We start from the raw sequence: 23,953 nt of genomic DNA, 5'->3' as shown, positions 1-23,953 counted from the left end.
TTAAAATAGTATAAGGAATATTATTTTATCCTCCTATTTTAGAACGCAATGAAATCCCTAAATCAATTATACCTAAGATTGTCACAAGAGGAAACAACATCGGGATAAACATGCAAGCAATAAAACTAATAATAGGAACCCCTTTCGTAAAACCTTTACTATGCGCTAGAAAAGCAATAAATGTCAGCCCTTGCAGTACTAGTAGTAACGCAAATATGACATATAGGTTAGAAAATACCATATGTAAATATGATGTCGGTTCTACTTTTATAAAAGTTGATAGCAAAATAAATATAACGTAATACCAAACAATACTCTTTGGTAACTGTATATCTTTAAACTTAGGCCAATATATAACGTCATGTTTTAACTTTCTTAAAACACTACTGGATATCATAACTGTAATCCAAGAGAAACATACTGATACCATGACAAGTAAACTTGGGAATAACGTTTGTAACACATCATTAAATTGTGCAAATAACTCTTTTTGCTCTTTACTAATAGGCATGCCCGCAGCAGTAACTATCTTTTCACTTTGCGCCATACTTTCATTAAACATATTTTGTATTTGCTTCATTAAATCTATGTTAAAAAATTTTATACTCGCAACATAAATGAGCATAATACCAATTAAGTACGCAAGCGTCCCCGCCATCAAAATTTCTACTGGCTTCTTTTGTTTTTTATACATATGTCCTAAAACGATACCTATTAATCCAAACATAGTTGTCTTTACTAGGTTCATCGGTTGACTAATAATAACAGTAATAAAAAGCGCTGCCGTAAAAATTACAAAAGCATTAGATATTTTATACCTTATCGTTAGCAATATAAATGGTAACGGCAAGGCAAATGTTACAACTGTGCCTAAAATCGGAACATACATAGATATAAGCAATAACATTGCATATATCGCTAACAACGCTGCACCCTCAGTAATAAATTTCGTATTTTTCATCATCTAACCTCTCTTTCAAAAAAGAAAAGCATAGCAAAATGCACAGTAGAGTCCGACTCTACTGTGCATTTCATACGCTATTATTCACCAACATATGGTAAAAGTGCCATTTGACGAGCACGTTTAATTGCAACTGTAAGTTTGCGTTGGTATTTTGCGCTTGTTCCTGTTACACGACGAGGTAAAATTTTACCACGCTCAGAAACGAAACGTTTTAATAAATCAACATCTTTATAATCGATGCGAGTGATGCCGTTAGCTGTGAAGAAACACACCTTACGACGTTTCGCACGTCCACCTTTGCGTCCTGCCATGTCTATTCCCTCCATTCTTTGTTAAAACTAACAAATTTACTGTATTAGAACGGTAAATCGTCGTCAGAAATGTCGATCGGTTGACCTACATTTGAAAATGGATCGTCATTCTTCGTAAATCCAGAGTTTCCTTGGTTACCTTGGTTGCCTGAATTACTAGATTGACCAAATGGGTTAGAGCTTTGGTTACCGAAACCAGCTCCTGATGGTTGCTGATTAAATGAACCACGTTGCTCCCCACCGCCATTACGCGGCTCTAAAAATTGCACGCTTTCCGCAAGAACTTCTGTTACATATACACGTTTACCATCTTGTCCCTCGTAATTACGAGTTTGAAGACGCCCATCTACGCCTGCTAAGCTACCTTTTTTCAAATAATTTGCTACGTTTTCTGCTTGTTTACGCCATATTACACAATTAATAAAGTCAGCTTCACGCTCACCTTGTTGATTCGCAAATGCGCGATTCACAGCTAACGTAAAAGTAGCTACTGCAACACCATTGGGCGTGTAACGTAAGTCAGGGTCCTTAGTTAAACGACCAACGAGGATAACACGATTCATCAATCGAACCACTCTCCCTTATATATCAATTATTTTTCTTCTTCTTTAACAACGATATGACGAAGGATGTCTTCGTTGATCTTAGCTAAACGGTCGAATTCGTTAATCGCTTCTGCGTTAGATTTCACGTTTAAGATCATGTAGAAACCTTCACGTAAGTCGTTGATTTCGTAAGCTAAACGACGCTTACCCCACTCTTTCGTGTTAATGATTTCTGCACCATTGTTTGTTAAAACACCTGCAAAACGTTCAACTAAAGCTTTTTGAGCTTCTTCTTCAACGCCAGGACGAATGATGTACATAATTTCGTACTTTCTCATTACACTTTCACCTCCTTTTGGTCTAAACGGCCCGTAATGGGCAAGGAGCAATTAATTTATAGTAATTACTCACGAGTTTAGATTATATCATAGTAAGTTAGATGAATCAACTCACCCATACATAAAAAACTTGGCAAACACATAATATATTTGCCAAGTTCATATCTTTATTTTTCCTAGGAAATATTAAATTAAACGTTGAAACGGAAATGCATAACGTCTCCGTCTTTTACGATATATTCTTTTCCTTCTAAACGAACTTTACCAGCTTCTTTTGCAGCTGTCATAGAACCGTTTGTCATTAAGTCTTCGTAAGAAACTGTTTCCGCACGAATAAATCCACGCTCGAAGTCTGTATGAATTACGCCCGCACATTGTGGTGCTTTCATACCTTGTTTGAACGTCCATGCACGCACCTCTTGTACACCAGCTGTGAAGTAAGTAGCAAGTCCTAATAAATTGTATGCAGCACGGATTAATTGATCTAAACCAGATTCTTCAATGCCTAGTTCTTCAAGGAATACTTTTTTCTCTTCCTCGTCTAGTTCAGCGATTTCCTCTTCGATTTTTGCACATACAACGATTACTTGAGAATTTTCATTTGCAGCAAATTCTTTTACCATTTGCACGTATTTGTTTTCAGAAGGATCCATAATATCATCTTCGCTTACGTTTGCTACGTATAGCATTTCTTTCGTTGTCAGTAAATGGAGACCTTTAACAATCTTCATTTGCTCTTCTGTAAATTCAACAGTACGAGCCGGTTTTCCCTCTTCAAAAGCTTCTTTTAAACGCACTAAAATTTCATGCTCATATACTGCTTCTTTATCTTTTTGTCTTGCTAATTTCGCAACACGTTCGATACGTTTATCAACAGATTCTAAATCTGCTAAGATTAGCTCTAAGTTGATTGTTTCAATATCGTCGATTGGATCTACTTTCCCTGAAACGTGCGTAATATTTTCGTCTTCAAAACAACGAACAACTTGGCAAATTGCATCTACTTGGCGAATGTGAGATAAGAATTTATTTCCTAACCCTTCACCTTTACTAGCACCTTTTACGATACCTGCAATATCAGTAAACTCAAATACAGTCGGAACAGTTTTTTTCGGTTCTACTAATTCCGTTAATTTATTTAAACGCTCATCCGGTACTTCTACAATTCCTACGTTTGGATCAATTGTACAGAATGGATAGTTTGCAGATTCTGCCCCTGCTTGTGTAATTGCATTAAATAAAGTGGACTTCCCTACGTTAGGTAATCCAACAATCCCAGCCGTTAATCCCATATTTTTCACTCCTATGTCTCAATCTTTCATCATTATAGATAGTAACGAAAAAAATGACAAGTTTCCTCCAAACGAAAAAAAGTAACAGCTACCCACCGTAACTGTTACTTTCTCTCTATTCTTCGTGCTTCACAAGTATTTTTTTCACCTTACGATCAAACTCTCTCCGAGGAATCATTACTGAATGGTCACATCCCTCGCACTTAATGCGGATATCCATTCCCATACGAATAATCTTCCAACGATTCTCACCACATGGGTGGGCTTTCTTCATTTCCACAACATCGTACAAGTTATACTGCTTTTGCTCCATTCTCCAAACCCCTCTCCATACTAAATTGCTTTTCCACTCACTAATTCTTCACGATTATATAAAACCATACGTGGATATGGAATTTCAATACCATGTAGATCTAGACGATTTTTAATTTCTTTACGAAGTGCCCTTGCAATAACTGCATGTTGCATCGGCTCTACTTCAGCAATAACACGTAATATAACTTCTGAAGCAGCTAATGTTTGTACACCTAACAATTGAGGCTTTGTTACCATCTGTTCGTATTTTGCAGGTAGTTCCTCTAATAAATCTTCAATGACTTGTTCTGCTTTTGCTATATCCGCCTCATACGAAATAGATACATCAACAAATGCTACACTATTACTTACTGAGTAGTTCGTAACTTGAATAATACTTCCGTTTGGTAAAGTATGAATTTCACCCGTCCAACTTTTTACTTTTGTTGTACGAAGTCCAATTTCTAAAACGACACCTTCAAATTGACCAATTTTTACATAGTCACCTACTGAAAATTGATCTTCTAGTAAGATAAATAATCCTGTAATAACATCTTTCACTAAACTTTGAGCACCAAATCCGACAGCTAAACCAATTACCCCAGCACCGGCTAATAAACCTGATGCATTAATATTAAACACACCTAAAATCGCAATTAACATAATAAACATAACAACGTATGCCACAATATTTTCAAGTAACTTCGCTACTGTAACTGTACGACGTTCTGAAATTTGAATTGGAGAACGACTTCCCATACGAAATGCATTTCGTACAAGCGCTCTTGCAATTCGCACTACAATTGCACCAATTGTTAAAATGATACATATTTTTAATGTCGCAATTCCAATATCAGCCCAACGATCAGCATCTAATAAATACTGTTTCGTAGAATTAAACCACTTCGTTAATAAATCCATGTACCTCTACCTCTCCAACCAAAATTTCTTTTTAATTATCCTTCTTATTGTATCAGAAGTCTCCTAATTGCTGAAAAAATTTTATGACTTTAATTCTATTTATTAACTTCCATGCAGGTATAAAATGGAACGAATATATATATACTAGTACTATTATTTCCGTTTTCATTTAAGTTTTACAGCGCATATGCACTTATAGTTTTCCATTTCACTCAACATATAACATATTTTGAAAATTTATTAAAAGGATGGGTGCTTCATGAATATTGGAAGTTTTCGCTTACCTTTTTTCGAAAAAGAAACTCAAAACGTTATGCACCAAGATTTAGAAGCCTCCGAGACAATTAGTAACTTCTTACTTTCCCATATCCCTATTAAAAACCATATACCAATTATTCTCGTTTGTATCGGAACAGATCGTTCTACAGGCGATGCACTCGGGCCATTAGTCGGTACGAAACTAGAACAAGTAGGAATTACAAACTTCCAAGTGTTCGGCACACTAGATGAACCAGTACATGCGCTAAATTTAGAAGAAAAGATTCAGAATATACAGAAAGATAATCCTACTTCATTTATAATTGCGGTTGATGCCTGTTTAGGAAAATCTCAAAATATCGGTTCCATCACTACTGGAATGGGACCTAGTAAACCCGGAGCTGCGATGAATAAGAAATTACCGGCAGTTGGTGATTTACATATTCATGGCATCGTAAATCTGAACGGTTTTATGGAGTTTTTCGTCCTGCAAAACACAAGATTAAGTTTAGTCATGAAAATGGCTGATGTAATTGCACAAAGTATAAAAGAAACAGATCAAAAATTATCTGTATTAAAAAAGGCAAACCATCTATAAATAATAAGATGGTTTGCTTTTTAGTTTTGCTGCGCTAGTAATTCTAAAATACGATTTAAATCTTCTTTATTGAAAAATTCAATTTCGATTTTACCTTTTTCTTTTTTTGTTTCTTTAATTTTTACATCTGTGCCAAACTTTTCTCTTAAGAATGTTTCGCGTTCTACGAAAAATATGTTTCTCTCTTTTTTTACTTGTTTTGTTTCACGTGAAACGCGTTGATTAATCTCCTGAACAATTTTCTCTAATTGACGAACATTTAATCCTTCTTTTTCAATTCGTTTCAGTAAAGATTTCAACTGTTCTTCATCTTTTATCGTAAGTAAAGTTCTCCCATGAGCCATTGAAAGTTGACCGTTTGCAATCATATCTTGCACAAAAGAAGGGAGGCTTAATAATCGCGTATAGTTTGCAATGTAAGGTCTGCTTTTACCAAGGCGTTTTGCTAATTGTTCTTGCGTTACATTTAGCTCATTCATTAACATTTGGTATGCCATTGCTTCTTCCATTGGGTTTAAATCTTCTCGTTGTAAGTTTTCAAGCAATGCAAACTCCATCATTTGCTGCTCATTTAATTGTCTTACAACGGCAGGCACCTTTTCGAGCCCAGCCTCTTTAGCAGCACGATACCTTCTTTCACCTGCGACAATTTCATATCCTTTAATACTCTTTCTAGCAATTAACGGTTGTAATATGCCATGCTCTTTAATAGAAGCCGATAATTCTTGAATCGCTTCTTTATTAAAGTGTTTACGTGGTTGATATGGATTCGGTCTTAATTCAGTTATCTCAATCTCCTGAATTGTCTCTTCTTCTTTCACATCTAAATCAGGAAAAAACACATTGATTCCTCTTCCTAATCCTTTAGCCACCTGCAATCACTTCCTCTGCTAAATCTATATATACTTCTGCCCCTCTTGATTTAGCGTCATACTGCATAATTGGTTTCCCATGACTTGGTGCTTCACTCAAACGAACATTACGAGGGATAATTGAACGGTATACTTTGTCCCTGAAATATTTTTTCACTTCATCTATAACTTGAATCCCTAAATTTGTACGGGCATCCAACATTGTTAGCAATACACCTTGGATTGCTAGATTTTTATTTAAGTGCTTTTGCACAAGTCGAACTGTATTTAATAGCTGACTTAACCCTTCTAGTGCATAATATTCGCATTGAACAGGAATAATAACAGAGTCTGCTGCTGTTAATGCATTAATCGTTAATAACCCTAAGGATGGGGGACAGTCAATAATAATATAATCGTATTCATCACGAACTGGCTGTAATGCCCTTTGCAAACGTACTTCCCGGGAAATAGTCGGTACCAATTCAATTTCAGCACCTGCTAATTGAATTGTAGCGGGTAGAACATCTAAGTTTTCAGTTGCGGTTTTCCGTATAACCCCTTGAACATCTGCATCTTCCACAAGAACGTTGTAAATACATTGATCTAATTCGGATTTTTCTATTCCCACACCAGTCGTTGCATTTCCTTGAGCATCAATATCTACAAGAAGGACCTTTTTACCTACTCGTGCCAATCCAGCCCCTAAATTAACAGATGTTGTTGTTTTCCCAACGCCACCTTTTTGATTGGCAATAGCAATGATTTTTCCCATGATGTCACCTACTTTCAACCTTTCTATCTTATTCTAGTAACAATTACGTTTATTGTAACATGAAATAAAAGTTTTTCTTTTACGTCCTTATTAAACTTCAAAATTTATTTGTAAACTCCTTCTTCCTCTAACAAGAAAATATAGTAAAAGAGACCTATCCAATAGGATCAGGTCTCTAACAGGCCATTATTATTTTTTCTTCGGGATTTGAATTGTAATTTGATAGTATTCATCAAATTCTTCTTCCTCAGAATTAACATTTAAACCACTGTCAGCAACCATTTGTAATGATTGCCTAATTGTATTCATGGCAATTCTTGTATCTCGACTTACTGCTTTTTGCTTTGCCTTACGCTTCGGTTTTGCTTCCTCTAGTAACTTTGCAATTCGTTCCTCTGTTTGCTTTACATTCAGTTGTTTCTCCACAATTTCCTGTAAAACTTTCAGTTGTAATTCCTCATTCTTTAAAGGAATGAGCGCGCGGGCATGGCGTTCTGTAATGCTTTTTTCTAATAACGCGCTTTTTATTTCTTCAGGCAACTTTAACAATCGCAACTTATTTGCGATTGTGGATTGTCCTTTTCCAAGTCGTTGTGCCAATGCTTCTTGTGTTAAATTATGTAACTCAATTAGCTTTTGATATGCCACAGCTTCCTCGATTGCTGTTAGTTCCTCACGTTGCAAGTTTTCAATTAAAGCTACAGATGCTGTTTCTGTATCATTTAAGTTCTTTATAATTGCAGGAACCTTTTCCCAACCTAACTTTGTTGCCGCACGGAAACGTCTTTCTCCAGCAATAATTTCGTACTTATCATCCTCATATTGCCTCACAACAATTGGCTGAATAAGTCCGTGTGTACGAATCGTTAATGCTAGTTCCTCAATACGCGCATCATCAAAAACTGTTCGTGGTTGATAACGGTTAGGGGTAATATTTACTATCGGAATTTCTTGTATTTCTTCATATACCTTTTTATCTATTTCTTCATGGCTTTCGTCTTGTAATTCGAATTCGCTCTCTTTATCTCCAAAGCCAAATAAACGAGAAAACGTATTTTTCATACATATTCCACCACCTTTTAGGCCTATTGACTATTCTCCATAAAATGTTTCCTATGAAACATTTACGTTTTCATTTATATAATTTAATCTTACGTCTAATAAGATTTATTTTTCAATAGGTAATTTATTGGGTGTCCCCGGTTTGCGTGGATATTTCTTTGGTGTCTTGCGTTTTTTCTCGATTAATAAAATATTACGTTCACTTTCTTCAAACGGTAATTGGAACGTAGACATTTCTTTTAAATCCCCGCCTAGCACCTCTAAAGCATACTTGCCATTTTCAATTTCTTCGTTTGCTGCGGCACCTTTCATTGCAATAAATGTTCCCCCAACTTTTACAAGTGGTAAACATAGCTCGCTTAATACTGAAAGACGTGCAACTGCACGTGCCATTACAATATCGTATGATTCACGTACACCTTCTTTTTTGCCAAATGTTTCAGCACGATCGTGACAGAATGCAACATCACTTAATTCCAACTTTTGTGCTAAATGATTTAAGAAATTAATACGTTTTTGCAATGAGTCTACAATTGTAACCTTTAAGTGCGGGAAACAGATTTTTAAAGGTATACTTGGGAATCCAGCTCCTGCACCAACATCACAAATTGAGAATGGTTTTGAAAAATCATAGTAAAAAGCAGCTGTAATGGAATCAAAAAAGTGTTTTAAATATACTTCCTCTTTCTCCGTAATAGCCGTTAAGTTCATTTTTTCATTCCACTCTACTAATGTTTCGAAGTAGATTTCGAACTGCTCTAACTGTCTAGAAGAGAGGGTAATACCCTTCTCTTCTAGCATAGATTGAAATTGTTCTATGTTCATCTAACAATATCTCCTTACTATTTATTGGTTCGATACTCGCGCAATTTTTCCTTGTTCGATATACACAAGTAAAATGGAAATATCCGCTGGATTTACACCAGAAATACGTGAAGCCTGCCCCATTGATAGCGGACGAACATCTTTCAATTTCTGTCTAGCTTCAGAGGCAAGACTAGAAATTGCATCATAATCAATATCCTCAGGGATTTTTTTGTTTTCCATTTTCTTCATACGCTCTACTTGCTGTAAAGATTTTTCGATATAGCCTTCGTACTTAATCTGAATTTCAACTTGTTCTGTAACTTCATCACTTAATTCTACTTCACTTGGTACTAAAAGATGAATATGCTCATATGTCATCTCCGGACGACGTAATAAGTCACTTGCACGTATTCCATCTTTCAATTCACTTCCACCAATACTGCGAATTAATTCTTGAACTTCAGGACGTGGTTTAATAATAATGCTGCTTAAACGTTCCTTTTCTTGTTCAATTTGTAATTTTTTATTTGTAAATCGCTCATAGCGATCTTCCTTAATTAATCCAATTTCATGACCAATTTCGGTTAAACGAAGATCCGCATTATCGTGGCGTAATAATAGGCGATATTCTGCACGAGATGTTAGTAAACGATACGGTTCATTCGTTCCTTTCGTTACAAGATCATCAATTAAAACACCGATATAAGCATCTTCACGACCTAAAATAACCTCTTTTTTACCTAAAGAACGACATGCTGCATTAATTCCGGCCATAAGTCCTTGTCCCGCTGCCTCTTCGTAACCAGAAGTTCCGTTAATTTGTCCTGCTGTATATAAATTTTTAATTTTTTTCGTTTCAAGTGTTGGCCATAGTTGCGTTGGCACAATTGCATCATATTCAATTGCATAACCTGTACGCATCATTTCAACATTTTCTAGACCAGGGATTGTTCTAAGCATATCACGCTGTACGTCTTCTGGTAAGCTTGTAGACAAACCTTGTACGTACACTTCTTGTGTATTACGTCCTTCTGGCTCTAAGAAAATTTGATGACGTGGTTTATCATTAAATCTTACTACTTTGTCTTCAATTGACGGACAATATCTAGGCCCCGTTCCCTTAATCATACCAGAATACATAGCTGAGCGATGTAAGTTTTCATCTATTAAACGGTGTGTTTCCGTACTTGTATACGTTAACCAACATGGAATTTGATCCATAATAAATTTTGTCGTTTCAAAAGAGAAAGATCTTGGTTTATCATCACCTGGCTGAATTTCTGTTTTACTATAATCAATCGTATTACTATTTACACGCGGAGGTGTACCTGTTTTAAATCTAACAAGATCAAACCCAAGCTCCTCTAAATGTTCCGATAAGGTAATAGATGGTTGTTGATTATTCGGACCGCTCGAATATTTTAACTCTCCCATAATAATCTCGCCGCGTAAAAACGTACCAGTCGTAATTACAACTGTTTTTGCTGTATATTCAGCTCCAGCTTGCGTAACTACTCCCTTACATTCGCCATCTTCAACGATTAAACGCTCTACCATTCCTTGGAACAACGTTAAGTTTGGTGTTTCTTCAATTGTTTTCTTTAATTCATGCTGGTAAGAGAACTTATCTGCTTGTGCTCGAAGTGCGCGTACAGCTGGCCCTTTACCCGTATTTAACATACGCATTTGAATATGCGTTTTATCAATGTTACGTCCCATTTCTCCGCCTAAGGCATCAATTTCACGAACAACAATCCCTTTTGCTGGTCCACCAACAGAAGGGTTACATGGCATAAACGCTACCATATCTAAATTAATCGTTAACATTAATGTTTTGGAGCCCATTCGTGCTGCCGCAAGACCAGCTTCACATCCTGCATGACCTGCACCGATTACTATGACATCGTATGAACCGGCATTGTATCCCATTGTTTATTCCTCCTAATAATCTCTATCTTTCTGAAACATCACTATATTATTTTCCTAAACAAAATTGAGAGAACAACTGGTCGATTAGGCTTTCATGAACGGTATCACCAGTAATTTCACCAAGTATTTCCCACGTTCTTGTTAGATCGATTTGTACCATATCAATCGGAACACCATTTTCTATCGCCTCAATTGCATCTCCAATTGTTTTTCCTGCTTGTGTTAATAATCCAATATGTCTCGCGTTAGAAACATATGTTACATCTGCAGAATCAATTGTTCCTTCAAAGAATAAATCTGCTATCGCGCTTTCAAGCTCATCTATTCCTTGTTCCTCAATTAACGATGTTGTAATAACACGATTTCCCGCTGCCAATTCTGTAACACGTTCCATATCGATTGCTTGCGATAAATCTGTCTTATTTACAATAACAATGAAGTCTTTTCCTTGTACCGCTCTGAATAGATCTTCATCCTCATTCGTTAAAGCCTCGCTATAATTAACGACAACTAACACTAAATCAGCTTGACTCATCATTTCTTTTGAACGCTCTACACCAATTCGTTCAACAACATCTTCTGTTTCACGAATTCCGGCCGTATCTATAAGTTTAAGTGGTACACCACGCACATTAACGTACTCTTCAATAACATCACGAGTTGTTCCTGCAATATCAGTTACAATTGCCTTTTTCTCCTGAACGAGACTATTTAATAGCGATGATTTCCCAACGTTAGGTCTACCAATGATTGCAGTAGCAATTCCTTCACGTAAAATCTTTCCTTGCTTCGATGTTTCTAATATTTTTGCGATTTCAGCACGAACGTGTGTAGCTTTCTCAATTAAAATATTATGTGTCATTTCTTCCACATCATCATATTCCGGGTAATCTATATTTACCTCAACATGAGCTAATGTCTCTAATATGTCCTGACGCAGACGGCCGATTAATTTAGATAATCGTCCTTCCATTTGATTAATTGCTACGTTCATTGCACGATCTGTTTTTGCACGAATTAAATCCATAACAGCTTCTGCTTGTGATAAATCAATACGGCCATTTAAAAAAGCACGTTTTGTAAATTCACCAGGCTCCGCCAATCGTACTCCCTGCGCTAAAATAAGCTGCAATACTTTATTTACCGAAACAAGTCCGCCGTGACAGTTAATTTCTACTATATTTTCACGTGTAAAAGTCCTTGGTGCACGCATAATAGATACCATCACTTCTTCAATAACCTGATTTGTATCTAAATCAACGATATGACCATAATGAATTGTGTGAGAAGGAACCTCTGTTAGGTTCTTCCCTTTAAAAATACGATTAACTTTTTCAACCGCATCATCCCCACTTACTCGAACAATGGCAATTGCACCCTCTCCAAGCGCTGTGGAAATCGCAGCAATTGTATCAAATTCCATGTCCTTTCACCTCACTTGCTTATTTATCTCTATTTCAACATGATTATTTTCTTCACTAAATTATTAGAATACCATAACGAACCTATCTACAAAAGAATAATAACTCATTTTATTATGTCCTCATGTAAAAAACACTAAACTTATTCACAGTGGATAAGTTTAGTGTTTTTTAGTTATCCACATCTATTTTCCCCTCAAAAAAACCGGCACTCAATTGAGTAACCGGTCACTTGGAAGAAATTACAACATGTCGATGTGGTTCTTTTCCTTCAGAAGTTGTAATTATATTTTGATGATTAGATAATGCTTGGTGGATAATCTTTCGTTCAAAAGATGGCATAGGCTCCAACACAACTCTTTTTTTCGTACTCACTACTTGTTTTGCTAATCGATAAGAAAGTGCTTCTAATGTAGCTTTTCTCTTACTACGATACTTTTCAGCGTCTAGTGTGATACCAATATACTGCTTCGTATTACGATTCGCCACAAGATTTGTTAAATACTGTAAAGAATTCAAGGTGTTTCCTCTTTTCCCAATCAAAACACCTACGTTTTTACCAGAAATTGCAAATTCAACTTCGCGTCCTTTTACAATTTTACTAATCTCAGCTTCCACACCCATATCGTGAATAATATTTTTCAAATATTCTTCACATTCTTGAATTGGGTCTTTCTTCAATACAACTTCTACTACTGCAGGTCGGTTCCCAAATAAACCTAGGAACCCTCTCTTACCCTCATCGATAATATTTATATCCACTCGGTCCTTTGAAGCATTTAATTGCCTTAAAGCATCCTCTACTGCCAGCTCAACTGTTTGACCCTTAGCAGTGATTACACTCACTTGCCTGATCCCTCAGCCTTACTAGCCTTAATTTCTGGCCCTTTGATAAAATACATTTGAGCGATACCAAAGATATTACCAACAACCCAGTAAAGTGATAATGCAGCTGGGAAGTTAATTGCAAAGATTAAAATCATAATCGGCATAAGCCAAATCATCATTGCCATTTGCGGGTTTTGGCCAGCAGTTCCTGCCATTGCAAGCTTTTGCTGAATAAATGTCGTAATTGCCGCAACAATCGGTAAGATATAGTACGGATCTGCATGTCCTAAATCAAACCATAAGAAACTATGCTGCTTAATTTCAGCCGTTCTCATAATCGCATGATAAAAAGCGAATAGAATTGGCATTTGAATGAAGATTGGTAAACATCCTGCTAATGGATTTACACCATTTTTTTGATACAACTGCATCATTTCTTGTTGTAGTTTTTGCTGTGTTGCTTGATCTTTAGAGCTATATTTCTCTTTTAACTTCACCATTTCTGGTTGTAATGATTGCATTGCTTTCGTACTCTTCGTTTGTTTAATCATTAATGGTAATAATGCAAAACGAATAATAAGAGTTGTAACAACAATTGCTAAACCGTAATTACTACCAAATAAGTTGGCAAAATACGTAATTAACTGAGAAAGCGGGTATACGAAATATTCATTCCAAATTCCAGTACTTTTCGGTGTAATCGGCTGACCCGTTTCACTACAACCAGTAGCAATTGCCATTAGTACAATAACCATGGCTAGTAAACCTATTTTCTTTTTCAAAGCCTGCTCCTCCTTGTTTCGGTATGTATATAGTGTAATTCATTTCCTTACGCTACTTTTTTATTCTTTTCATACCAGAGCGTTTAAAGACATGAATTAAGCTTTTCTTTACTTCTTCATACGTCATCTCTGCACAAGGCTTCCTTGCTATTATAACAAAATCTTTTCCAGAATCTATCTCATCTTTTAATTCTGTGATCGACTGGCGAATCATACGTTTAATTCGATTACGCACTACTGCATTTCCTATTTTTTTGCTGACAGATAGGCCAATACGAAAGTTTGGCTGTTCTGCTTTATCTAGTTGATACACAACAAATTGACGATTCGCATTCGATTTTCCTTTTTGAAAAACAGTCTGGAATTCATCATTCTTTTTTATACGATGTTTTTTCTTCATATCAATTGACACTCCTGTAGTTCATCAGCGGAAATTCACTATTATTAGAAAAAAAGACCACTGAACGATCAGTGGTCTACGCAGATAATACTTTTCTTCCTTTACGACGACGAGCTGCTAGCACTTTACGTCCGTTCGCTGTGCTCATACGGCTGCGGAAACCATGTACTTTGCTGCGCTTACGTTTATTTGGTTGGTAAGTTCTTTTCATTATATGACACCTCCCTGAGGAATATCTGTTAAAGACAGTCTTATAAATTATAGTTAATCAACTAGGAAAATGTCAATGGTTCTAGAAATTTTCATTAAATATTCATTTTGAACCTATTCACATACTTTTTCACAGATCCTATATTTCCTTGTGGATAAATGTTTTTTCTTGTTTTTTATATCCACAAACTCTTTTCGTACTTTTACACAGTATATCGTGTTGTGGACAAGTTTATTCCACAAGGTATTGATTTTGTGGATAACTTTCTTAAATTCATTGCTATAGCTACTTTTTTTTGATATTATAGTTGTGTTTTCACTTTGAATAAGTTTTCCACATCTCTATTTTATCCACAAATTGTGTATAACATGTGGACAGTTTTAATCACATGTGGGTAAATTATTATCCACATTTACTTTTTTTGTCGAAAACCCTATCTCATATACAAACGACGTTTTTAGGTTTTAAAATACGTTTCGTATAAATATACATTTTATATTTATTTAGGTTGTACATTTGTTGCGCAGCCTTATTCTTTTACCAACTTAGTAAAGGAGGGACACCTTTGGAAAACATCTCTGATTTATGGAACAGTGCCTTAAAAGAACTAGAAAAAAAGGTCAGTAAACCAAGTTATGAAACGTGGTTGAAATCAACAACCGCACATAATTTAAAGAAAGACGTATTAACAATTACGGCTCCAAATGAATTCGCTCGTGATTGGTTAGAATCTCATTATTCAGAGCTAATTTCGGAAACACTTTATGATTTAACAGGGGCAAAATTAGCCATTCGCTTTATTATTCCCCAAAGTCAAGCTGAAGAGGAGATTGATCTTCCTCCTTCTAAACCAAATTCAGCACAAGATGATTCCAATCATTTACCACAGAGTATGCTAAACCCGAAATATACGTTTGATACATTTGTTATTGGCTCTGGTAACCGCTTTGCTCACGCTGCTTCATTGGCCGTAGCCGAAGCGCCAGCTAAAGCATATAATCCCCTCTTTATTTATGGGGGCGTTGGACTTGGAAAGACCCATTTAATGCATGCAATTGGTCATTATGTAATTGAACATAACCCAAATGCGAAAGTTGTATATTTATCATCAGAAAAATTCACAAATGAATTCATTAATTCCATTCGTGATAATAAGGCGGTCGATTTCCGTAATAAATACCGTAATGTAGATGTCTTATTGATAGATGATATTCAATTTTTAGCAGGGAAAGAACAAACTCAAGAAGAGTTTTTCCATACATTCAATGCATTACACGAAGAAAGTAAACAAATTGTAATTTCCAGTGATCGGCCACCAAAAGAAATTCCAACTTTAGAAGATCGTCTTCGTTCTCGCTTTGAATGGGGGCTCATTACGGATATTACGCCGCCAGATTTAGAAACACGAATTGCAATTTTACGTAAAAAAGCAAAGGCTGAAGGACTTGATATACCAAATGAAGTCATGCTTTATATTGCAAATCAAATTGATTCAAACATTCGTGAACTAGAAGGTGCACTCATTCGAGTTGTAGCTTATTCATCTTTAATTAACAAAGATATTAATGCTGATTTAGCAGCTGAGGCACTTAAAGATATTATTCCAAATTCTAAACCAAAGATTATCTCTATTTATGATATTCAAAAGGCTGTAGGAGATGTTTATCAAGTAAAATTGGAAGATTTCAAGGCGAAAAAGCGTACAAAATCAGTTGCCTTTCCTCGCCAAATTGCAATGTATTTATCACGTGAACTGACAGACTCTTCCTTACCTAAAATAGGTGAAGAATTCGGTGGACGTGATCATACAACCGTTATCCATGCTCATGAAAAAATTTCTAAGCTGCTTAAAACGGATACGCAATTACAAAAGCAAGTTGAAGAAATTAACGATATTTTAAAGTAGTAGCTGAATAGTGTGAATAACTTCCCTTGTTTTACGCACAGTCTATCCACATGTAGATAGACTGTTTTTACATCCTTTAACGGGGTTATCCACATATCCACAAGCCCTATTACTATTACTACTATTTTTTTATCTTTATTAATTAAATAAAATCTTATACTTACCGGAGGTTTTTCTTTATGCGTTTTACAATACAAAAAGACTATCTTGTAAGAAGTGTACAAGATGTAATGAAGGCTGTTTCTTCTCGTACAACAATTCCGATCCTTACAGGAATTAAAGTTGTAGCTACGGAAGAAGGAGTTACATTAACAGGAAGTGATGCTGATATTTCGATTGAATCTTTTATCCCAGTTGAAGAGGATGGAAAAGAGATCGTAGAAGTAAAACAATCAGGAAGTATTGTTTTACAGGCGAAATATTTTAGTGAAATTGTAAAAAAATTACCTAAAGAAACTGTAGAAATCTCTGTGGAAAATCATTTGATGACAAAAATAACTTCTGGAAAATCGGAGTTTAATTTAAATGGTTTAGATTCTGCAGAATATCCGTTGTTACCACAAATTGAAGAACATCATGTTTTTAAGATTCCAACGGATTTACTTAAACATATGATCAGACAAACTGTATTTGCAGTTTCCACTTCTGAAACAAGACCGATCTTGACAGGTGTAAACTGGAAGGTATATAACAGTGAACTAACTTGCATTGCTACAGATAGTCACAGGCTAGCTCTTCGAAAAGCAAAAATCGAAGGCATTGCAGATGAATTCCAAGCAAATGTTGTTATTCCGGGGAAAAGCTTAAATGAATTAAGCAAAATTCTAGATGAGTCTGAAGAAATGGTAGATATCGTTATTACGGAGTATCAAGTATTATTCCGTACAAAACATTTATTATTCTTCTCAAGATTGTTAGAAGGAAATTACCCTGATACAACTCGCTTAATTCCAGCGGAGAGTAAAACAGATATTTTTGTAAATACGAAAGAATTTTTACAAGCAATTGATCGTGCATCTCTGCTAGCTAGGGATGGTCGTAATAATGTTGTAAAATTATCAACTTTAGAGCAGGCAATGCTAGAAATTTCTTCGAATTCACCAGAAATCGGAAAAGTAGTAGAAGAAGTTCAATGTGAAAAAGTAAATGGGGAAGAGTTAAAAATATCTTTTAGTGCAAAATATATGATGGATGCACTAAAGGCATTAGATAGTACTGAGATTAAGATTAGCTTTACTGGAGCAATGAGACCATTCTTAATTCGTACGGTAAATGATGAATCCATTATTCAATTAATTTTACCGGTTCGTACTTACTAAGTAAGAAATAAGGGTTGCTAGTTTTCAGATGCTAGTAGCCCTTATTTGATTTTTGGGTATTACTTTCCTAATGCTAGTTTATTTAGTACAATGAAAGAATGAACACTTTCAGAAAGTGAGCGATTTTATGAAACGTATTAAAATTTCAACAGAGTATATTACACTAGGACAATTTTTAAAGTTAGCCGATGTAATTGATACAGGTGGCGCTGTAAAATGGTTTTTACAAGAATATGAAGTGTACGTGAATCAAGAACTTGAAAATAGAAGAGGTCGCAAACTATATGCGAACGATATTATTGAAATTCCAGGAAGCGGAAGTTTCCAAGTTCAGTCATAAAGGGGGAGCCCTTTGTTTATTTCAGAAATACAATTAAAAAACTATCGCAATTATGAAAAGTTAGAGCTTTCCTTTGAAGATAAGGTAAATGTAATTATCGGCGAGAATGCGCAAGGGAAAACGAATTTGATGGAAGCTATTTATGTTTTAGCGATGGCGAAATCTCATAGAACCTCTAATGATCGCGAGCTTATCCGTTGGGATGAAGATTTCGGTCAAATTAAGGGAAGGTTACAAAAGAGAAATAGTTCTTTGTCTTTGGAATTAAATATCTCGAAAAAAGGTAAAAAGGCAAAATTAAATCAACTTGAACAACAAAAATTGAGTCAATATATTGGCGTGATGAATGTTGTCATGTTTGCCCCAGAAGATTTAAATCTTGTAAAAGGAAGCCCTCAAGTAAGAAGACGCTTTTTAGATATGGAATTAGGCCAAATAGCTCCGGTCTATTTGTATGAATTGAGTCAATATCAAAAGGTGCTCACACAACGAAATCACTTGCTGAAAAAGATGCAAGGGAATAGTAAGAATGAGGAAACGATGTTGGATGTATTTACACTTCAACTTATTGAGCATGGTGCAAAGATATTACAAAAGCGTTTTGAATTTTTGCATTTACTACAAGAATGGGCAGCTCCAATTCATCGCGGTATAAGTCGTGGATTAGAAGAATTAGAAATTGTCTATAAACCAAGTGTAGATGTATCAGAATCAATGGATTTGTCGAAAATAAAAGAAGTATACTATGAAAGTTTTCAATCTGTGAAACAACGTGAAATTTTCCGTGGTACGACTTTACTTGGTCCTCATCGTGATGATTTACAATTCTTCGTTAATAGTAAAAATGTTCAAGTCTTTGGTTCACAAGGACAACAACGAACGACCGCACTGTCCCTAAAATTAGCTGAAATTGAATTGATTTACTCAGAAGTTAAGGAATATCCGATCCTTTTATTGGATGATGTATTATCAGAATTAGATGATTATCGTCAATCACATCTGTTAAATACAATTCAAGGAAAAGTGCAAACATTTGTGACAACGACGAGTGTCGACGGAATTGAACACGAAACATTAAAAGAAGCGAAAACAATTCATGTAACGAACGGCACGGTAGATTGTGAAATAGATAGGGCATAATCCCTGTTTAAATGGAAAAGTAGGTGATCTTTGTGTCAATGGAACAAAAGCAAATGCAAGAAAATTCATATGATGAAAGCCAGATACAGGTACTTGAAGGACTAGAAGCAGTTCGAAAGCGCCCTGGTATGTATATTGGATCTACAAGTGGAAAAGGACTTCACCACCTTGTGTGGGAAATCGTCGATAATAGTATTGATGAAGCACTTGCAGGGTACTGTGATGAAATTAATGTTAGTATCGAAGAAGATAATAGTATCCTTGTAACGGATAATGGACGTGGTATTCCAGTTGGTATACAAGAAAAAATGGGACGTCCTGCTGTAGAAGTTATTATGACCGTTCTTCATGCCGGTGGTAAGTTTGGCGGTGGCGGTTATAAAGTTTCTGGTGGTTTGCACGGTGTTGGTGCATCTGTTGTAAATGCCTTATCAACAGAACTAGAGGTATTTGTACATCGTGATGGGAAAATCCATTATCAAAAGTATGAAAGAGGTATTCCAGTTGCGGATTTAAAAGTCATCGGTGATACGGATAAAACTGGAACAATAACTCGCTTTAAGCCAGACCCAGAGATTTTTAAAGAGACGACAGAATATGAATTTGATACGTTAGCGACTCGTATGCGTGAGCTGGCATTTTTAAATCGTAATATTAAATTAACAATTGAAGATAAGCGTGAATATAAGCAAAAGAAAGAGTTTCACTATGAAGGTGGAATTAAATCATATGTTGAACATTTAAATCGTTCAAAACAACCAATTCATGAAGAACCTGTATATGTAGAAGGTTCAAAAGATGGAATTCAGGTTGAAGTTGCGCTTCAATATAACGAAGGATATACAAATCATATTTACTCATTTACGAATAACATTCATACGTATGAAGGTGGAACACATGAAGTAGGATTTAAAACAGCATTAACTCGTGTGATCAACGATTATGGTCGTAAAAATAGTATTTTAAAAGATGCAGACAGTAATCTAACTGGTGAGGATGTTCGTGAAGGTTTAACTGCAATTGTGTCAATTAAACATCCGAATCCACAATTTGAAGGACAAACGAAGACGAAACTTGGAAATAGTGAAGCAAGAACAATTACAGAGTCAGTATTCTCAGAGGCATTTGAAAAGTTCTTACTGGAAAATCCCAATGTTGCACGTAAAATTATAGATAAAGGGACGATGGCAGCGCGTGCACGTGTAGCAGCTAAAAAGGCCCGTGAGTTAACTCGCCGAAAGAGCGCTTTAGAAGTTTCAAGTTTACCAGGGAAATTGGCAGACTGTTCTTCTAAAGATCCCGCAATTAGTGAAATTTATATTGTAGAGGGTGACTCTGCGGGTGGATCTGCAAAACAAGGGCGCGATCGTCATTTCCAAGCAATTTTACCGCTGAAGGGTAAAATTATTAATGTCGAAAAGGCCCGCTTAGATAAAATTTTATCAAATGATGAAGTTCGTACAATTATTACGGCGATTGGTACAAATATCGGCGGAGACTTCGATATTGAAAAAGCACGCTATCATAAAGTTATTATTATGACCGATGCCGATGTTGATGGTGCACATATTCGTACCCTATTATTAACGTTCTTCTATCGTTATATGCGTCAAATAATTGAGTGTGGATATATATATATCGCACAGCCACCTTTGTTTAAAGTACAACAAGGCAAAAAAATTCAATATGCTTATAATGAGAAAGAGCTTGAAAAGATTTTAGCTGAATTACCAGCACAACCTAAACCTGGAATCCAGCGTTACAAAGGTCTAGGAGAAATGAATCCAACTCAGCTTTGGGAGACAACAATGGACCCGGAAGTTCGTTCATTACTTCAAGTTTCCCTTCAAGATGCAATTGAAGCAGATGAAACATTTGAAATTTTAATGGGGGATAAAGTAGAGCCACGTCGTAACTTTATCCAAGAAAATGCAAAATACGTGAAAAACCTTGATATTTAAATGAGTAATGACAGGAATCTGAGTATTCCTGTCTTCTACATATAAATCAATGTATGTGTAACGGAAATGTAAGAGGAGGTGCTCGTTGATGTCAGACAATCAACAACAAGCACGAATTCGAGAAATTAATATTAGCCATGAAATGCGTACCTCATTTTTAGATTACGCAATGAGTGTTATCGTATCTCGTGCATTACCAGATGTTCGTGATGGATTAAAACCTGTGCACCGTAGGGTTTTATATGCAATGAATGATTTAGGAATTACGGCTGATAAGGCGTATAAGAAATCAGCACGTATTGTTGGTGAAGTAATTGGTAAGTATCACCCGCACGGTGATTCAGCTGTTTATGAAACGATGGTACGTATGGCCCAAGACTTCAGTCAACGTTATATGCTTGTTGATGGGCATGGTAACTTTGGGTCTGTCGATGGAGATTCAGCGGCAGCAATGCGTTATACAGAAGCAAAAATGTCTAAAATATCTATGGAATTAATACGTGATATTTCAAAAAATACAATTGATTATCAAGATAACTATGATGGTTCTGAAAGAGAACCGATTGTATTGCCAGCACGTTTTCCTAACTTACTAGTAAATGGTACGACAGGTATTGCAGTTGGTATGGCAACGAATATTCCGCCGCATCAACTTGGCGAAGTAATTGATGGTGTATTGGCATTAAGTCATAATCCTGATATTACTATTGCAGAATTAATGGAGTTCATTCCAGGTCCGGACTTCCCAACAGCAGGTTTAATTTTAGGAAGAAGTGGTATTCGTAGAGCTTATGAAACAGGACGCGGATCTATCATCCTTCGTGCTAAAGTTGAAATTGAAGAGAAGTCAAATGGTAAACAATCTATTATCGTAACGGAACTACCTTATCAAGTGAATAAGGCGCGATTAATTGAAAAAATTGCAGAATTAGTTCGCGATAAGAAAATAGAAGGTATTACAGATTTACGCGATGAATCAGATCGAAATGGTATGCGTATTGTTATGGAAGTACGTCGTGATGCCAATGCCAATGTATTATTAAATAATTTATATAAACATACAGCACTTCAAACAAGTTTCGGTATTAACATGCTGTCTCTTGTAAATGGAGAGCCGCAAGTACTGAACTTAAAACAAAATTTATATCACTACTTGGAACATCAAAAGGTAGTAATTCGTAGGCGTACCGCTTATGAACTAGAAAAAGCAGAAGCGCGTGCTCATATTTTAGAAGGGTTACGAATTGCCTTAGACCATCTTGATGAAGTTATTACATTAATTCGTAGTTCGAAAACAGCGGAAATCGCAAAACAAGGCTTAATGGAACGTTTCGGCTTAAGTGAAAAACAAGCGCAAGCTATTTTAGATATGCGCCTGCAACGCTTAACGGGATTAGAACGCGAAAAAATCGAACAAGAATATCAAGAATTAATGAAGTTAATTGCAGAATTAAAAGCAATCTTAGCAGATGAAGAGAAGGTTCTTGAGATTATTCGTGAAGAATTAACGGAAGTAAAAGAGCGCTTCAATGATAAGAGACGCACAGAAATTACAATTGGTGGTATGGAGTCTATTGAAGATGAAGACTTGATTCCAGAGCAAAACATCGCTATTACGTTAACTCATAATGGTTATATTAAGAGGTTGCCAGCTTCTACGTACAAAACACAGAACCGTGGTGGACGTGGTGTACAAGGAATGGGAACAAATGATGATGATTTCGTAGAGCATTTATTAACTACTTCTACGCATGATCATATTCTATTCTTCACTAATAAGGGTAAAGTATACCGTACGAAAGGATATGAAATTCCAGAGTATAGCCGTACAGCAAAAGGTATACCTATTATTAACCTATTAGGTGTAGATAAGGGAGAATGGATTAACGCTATTATTCCGATTCGTGAATTTGGTGACGATGAATTCTTATTCTTTACAACAAAACAAGGTATTTCTAAGAGAACGCCACTTTCATCATTTGCAAATATACGCACAAATGGTTTAATTGCAATCTCTCTTCGTGAAGAGGATGAAGTAATATCTGTACGTTTAACATCTGGTGATAAGGATATTATTGTAGGAACAAGCAATGGTATGTTAATTCGCTTTAACGAGCAAGATGTGCGTTCTATGGGACGTAATGCGGCTGGTGTAAAAGCAATTACATTAGGTGACGAAGATCAAGTTGTAGGTATGGAAATTGTCGAAGAGGATGTAAATGTTTTAATTGTAACTAAGAATGGTTATGGAAAACGTACACCGATTGATGAATACCGTCTACAAAGCCGTGGTGGTAAAGGTTTGAAGACTTGTAATATTACAGATAAAAACGGTAAATTAGTAGCTGTTAAGTCTGTAACAGGTGAAGAAGATATCATGCTAATTACAGCTGCAGGTGTTATTATTCGTATGCCAGTTGATCAAATCTCTCAAATGGGACGTAATACGCAAGGTGTTCGTCTAATTCGATTAGAGGATGAGCAAGAGGTAGCGACAGTAGCGAAAGCACAAAAAGATGATGAGGAAGAAACGAGCGAAGAGGTTTCTTCAGAAGAGTAAGAGGGGGATATCTCCCCTCTTTATTTTTTTATAATAATACTTGCATAGGGGAGAGAAAGTCTATATAATAGGCAGAGTCAGCAAATGAGAGATACAAGTTATTGAAAAAACTTGTTGACCAAAATAATATACTATGATAT

At 35.8% G+C, this 23,953-nt stretch carries 24 protein-coding genes; 7 read left to right on the top strand and 17 right to left on the bottom strand.

Annotated features, from left to right (window positions below):
• Nucleotides 1-25: 25 nt before the first annotated feature.
• The 7 genes from Q9B79_RS17355 to Q9B79_RS17325 form a co-directional block, all read right to left on the bottom strand.
• Nucleotides 26-961, bottom strand: coding sequence for a YybS family protein (locus Q9B79_RS17355; RefSeq protein WP_306186237.1), 936 nt, complete (start codon nucleotides 959-961; stop codon nucleotides 26-28).
• 80 nt (nucleotides 962-1,041) lie between these two features.
• Nucleotides 1,042-1,275: a 30S ribosomal protein S18 gene (gene rpsR / locus Q9B79_RS17350; RefSeq protein WP_000918873.1), complete on the bottom strand. Its 234-nt coding sequence runs from the start codon at nucleotides 1,273-1,275 to the stop codon at nucleotides 1,042-1,044.
• Nucleotides 1,276-1,319: 44 nt separating this feature from the next.
• Nucleotides 1,320-1,841 carry a single-stranded DNA-binding protein gene (ssb, locus tag Q9B79_RS17345; protein ID WP_000981967.1) on the bottom strand — a complete coding sequence of 174 codons (522 nt, stop codon included), beginning with the start codon at nucleotides 1,839-1,841 and terminating at the stop codon, nucleotides 1,320-1,322.
• Between the two features lie 26 nt (nucleotides 1,842-1,867).
• The gene (gene rpsF / locus Q9B79_RS17340; RefSeq protein WP_001233778.1) at nucleotides 1,868-2,158 is read right to left on the bottom strand and encodes a 30S ribosomal protein S6; all 291 of its coding nucleotides are present in this window, start codon (nucleotides 2,156-2,158) and stop codon (nucleotides 1,868-1,870) included.
• Nucleotides 2,159-2,349: 191 nt separating this feature from the next.
• Nucleotides 2,350-3,450 (bottom strand): redox-regulated ATPase YchF, encoded by a 1,101-nt coding sequence (gene ychF, locus Q9B79_RS17335; RefSeq protein ID WP_087959073.1) that lies wholly within the window; start codon nucleotides 3,448-3,450, stop codon nucleotides 2,350-2,352.
• Between the two features lie 115 nt (nucleotides 3,451-3,565).
• Entirely contained in the window at nucleotides 3,566-3,763 is a 198-nt protein-coding gene (locus Q9B79_RS17330) for a DUF951 domain-containing protein (protein WP_000436051.1), read from the bottom strand.
• Between the two features lie 20 nt (nucleotides 3,764-3,783).
• Nucleotides 3,784-4,665 (bottom strand): mechanosensitive ion channel family protein, encoded by an 882-nt coding sequence (locus tag Q9B79_RS17325; RefSeq protein ID WP_306186233.1) that lies wholly within the window; start codon nucleotides 4,663-4,665, stop codon nucleotides 3,784-3,786.
• 259 nt (nucleotides 4,666-4,924) lie between these two features.
• Between Q9B79_RS17325 and yyaC the strand changes: the two genes are divergently transcribed.
• On the top strand, nucleotides 4,925-5,521 hold the full coding sequence (yyaC, locus tag Q9B79_RS17320) for a spore protease YyaC (protein WP_306186231.1): 597 nt from the start codon (nucleotides 4,925-4,927) through the stop codon (nucleotides 5,519-5,521).
• A gap of 20 nt (nucleotides 5,522-5,541) precedes the next feature.
• On the opposite strand, the gene spo0J is transcribed toward yyaC, so the two are convergent.
• The 10 genes from spo0J to rpmH form a co-directional block, all read right to left on the bottom strand.
• On the bottom strand, nucleotides 5,542-6,393 hold the full coding sequence (spo0J, locus tag Q9B79_RS17315) for a stage 0 sporulation protein Spo0J (protein WP_306186229.1): 852 nt from the start codon (nucleotides 6,391-6,393) through the stop codon (nucleotides 5,542-5,544).
• Nucleotides 6,386-7,147 (bottom strand): sporulation initiation inhibitor protein Soj, encoded by a 762-nt coding sequence (gene soj, locus Q9B79_RS17310; RefSeq protein WP_306186227.1) that lies wholly within the window; start codon nucleotides 7,145-7,147, stop codon nucleotides 6,386-6,388. Before soj ends, spo0J begins: the two co-directional genes overlap by 8 nt.
• A 189-nt stretch (nucleotides 7,148-7,336) precedes the next feature.
• Entirely contained in the window at nucleotides 7,337-8,209 is an 873-nt protein-coding gene (noc, locus tag Q9B79_RS17305; protein ID WP_000799027.1) for a nucleoid occlusion protein, read from the bottom strand.
• A gap of 105 nt (nucleotides 8,210-8,314) precedes the next feature.
• Nucleotides 8,315-9,034 carry a 16S rRNA (guanine(527)-N(7))-methyltransferase RsmG gene (gene rsmG, locus Q9B79_RS17300; RefSeq protein ID WP_001019622.1) on the bottom strand — a complete coding sequence of 240 codons (720 nt, stop codon included), beginning with the start codon at nucleotides 9,032-9,034 and terminating at the stop codon, nucleotides 8,315-8,317.
• A 21-nt stretch (nucleotides 9,035-9,055) separates the two neighbouring features.
• Nucleotides 9,056-10,945 (bottom strand): tRNA uridine-5-carboxymethylaminomethyl(34) synthesis enzyme MnmG, encoded by a 1,890-nt coding sequence (gene mnmG / locus Q9B79_RS17295; RefSeq protein ID WP_263701526.1) that lies wholly within the window; start codon nucleotides 10,943-10,945, stop codon nucleotides 9,056-9,058.
• A gap of 46 nt (nucleotides 10,946-10,991) precedes the next feature.
• Nucleotides 10,992-12,368, bottom strand: coding sequence for a tRNA uridine-5-carboxymethylaminomethyl(34) synthesis GTPase MnmE (mnmE, locus tag Q9B79_RS17290; RefSeq protein WP_306186223.1), 1,377 nt, complete (start codon nucleotides 12,366-12,368; stop codon nucleotides 10,992-10,994).
• 226 nt (nucleotides 12,369-12,594) lie between these two features.
• Nucleotides 12,595-13,212, bottom strand: a complete 618-nt coding sequence (gene jag / locus Q9B79_RS17285) for an RNA-binding cell elongation regulator Jag/EloR (protein WP_306186221.1) — start codon at nucleotides 13,210-13,212, stop codon at nucleotides 12,595-12,597.
• Nucleotides 13,209-13,976, bottom strand: coding sequence for a YidC family membrane integrase SpoIIIJ (gene spoIIIJ, locus Q9B79_RS17280; RefSeq protein ID WP_306186219.1), 768 nt, complete (start codon nucleotides 13,974-13,976; stop codon nucleotides 13,209-13,211). The genes jag and spoIIIJ overlap by 4 nt, the downstream gene beginning before the upstream one ends.
• 52 nt (nucleotides 13,977-14,028) lie before the next feature.
• The gene (gene rnpA, locus Q9B79_RS17275; protein ID WP_306186216.1) at nucleotides 14,029-14,376 is read right to left on the bottom strand and encodes a ribonuclease P protein component; all 348 of its coding nucleotides are present in this window, start codon (nucleotides 14,374-14,376) and stop codon (nucleotides 14,029-14,031) included.
• Nucleotides 14,377-14,452: 76 nt separating this feature from the next.
• On the bottom strand, nucleotides 14,453-14,587 hold the full coding sequence (rpmH, locus tag Q9B79_RS17270; RefSeq protein WP_000831901.1) for a 50S ribosomal protein L34: 135 nt from the start codon (nucleotides 14,585-14,587) through the stop codon (nucleotides 14,453-14,455).
• A gap of 565 nt (nucleotides 14,588-15,152) precedes the next feature.
• Between rpmH and dnaA the strand changes: the two genes are divergently transcribed.
• The 6 genes from dnaA to gyrA all read left to right on the top strand — a co-directional run bounded on the left by dnaA (nucleotide 15,153) and on the right by gyrA (nucleotide 23,813).
• Nucleotides 15,153-16,493 (top strand): chromosomal replication initiator protein DnaA, encoded by a 1,341-nt coding sequence (dnaA, locus tag Q9B79_RS17265; protein ID WP_000428025.1) that lies wholly within the window; start codon nucleotides 15,153-15,155, stop codon nucleotides 16,491-16,493.
• A gap of 179 nt (nucleotides 16,494-16,672) precedes the next feature.
• On the top strand, nucleotides 16,673-17,812 hold the full coding sequence (gene dnaN, locus Q9B79_RS17260) for a DNA polymerase III subunit beta (RefSeq protein WP_306186214.1): 1,140 nt from the start codon (nucleotides 16,673-16,675) through the stop codon (nucleotides 17,810-17,812).
• 127 nt (nucleotides 17,813-17,939) lie between these two features.
• Nucleotides 17,940-18,152, top strand: a complete 213-nt coding sequence (yaaA, locus tag Q9B79_RS17255; RefSeq protein ID WP_000821367.1) for a S4 domain-containing protein YaaA — start codon at nucleotides 17,940-17,942, stop codon at nucleotides 18,150-18,152.
• A gap of 12 nt (nucleotides 18,153-18,164) precedes the next feature.
• The gene (gene recF, locus Q9B79_RS17250) at nucleotides 18,165-19,292 is read left to right on the top strand and encodes a DNA replication/repair protein RecF (protein ID WP_306186212.1); all 1,128 of its coding nucleotides are present in this window, start codon (nucleotides 18,165-18,167) and stop codon (nucleotides 19,290-19,292) included.
• Nucleotides 19,293-19,330: 38 nt separating this feature from the next.
• Nucleotides 19,331-21,253 (top strand): DNA topoisomerase (ATP-hydrolyzing) subunit B, encoded by a 1,923-nt coding sequence (gyrB, locus tag Q9B79_RS17245; protein ID WP_306186210.1) that lies wholly within the window; start codon nucleotides 19,331-19,333, stop codon nucleotides 21,251-21,253.
• Between the two features lie 88 nt (nucleotides 21,254-21,341).
• Nucleotides 21,342-23,813, top strand: coding sequence for a DNA gyrase subunit A (gyrA, locus tag Q9B79_RS17240; RefSeq protein WP_098668525.1), 2,472 nt, complete (start codon nucleotides 21,342-21,344; stop codon nucleotides 23,811-23,813).
• Nucleotides 23,814-23,953: the final 140 nt, after the last annotated feature.

It is taken from the genome of Bacillus sp. MHSD_36, from assembly GCF_030757775.1.
In the GTDB taxonomy this organism is placed as follows: Bacteria; Bacillota; Bacilli; order Bacillales; family Bacillaceae_G; genus Bacillus_A.
Note: the sequence above shows the minus strand (reverse complement) of the source record. Positions and strands in the feature narration are given on the sequence as shown.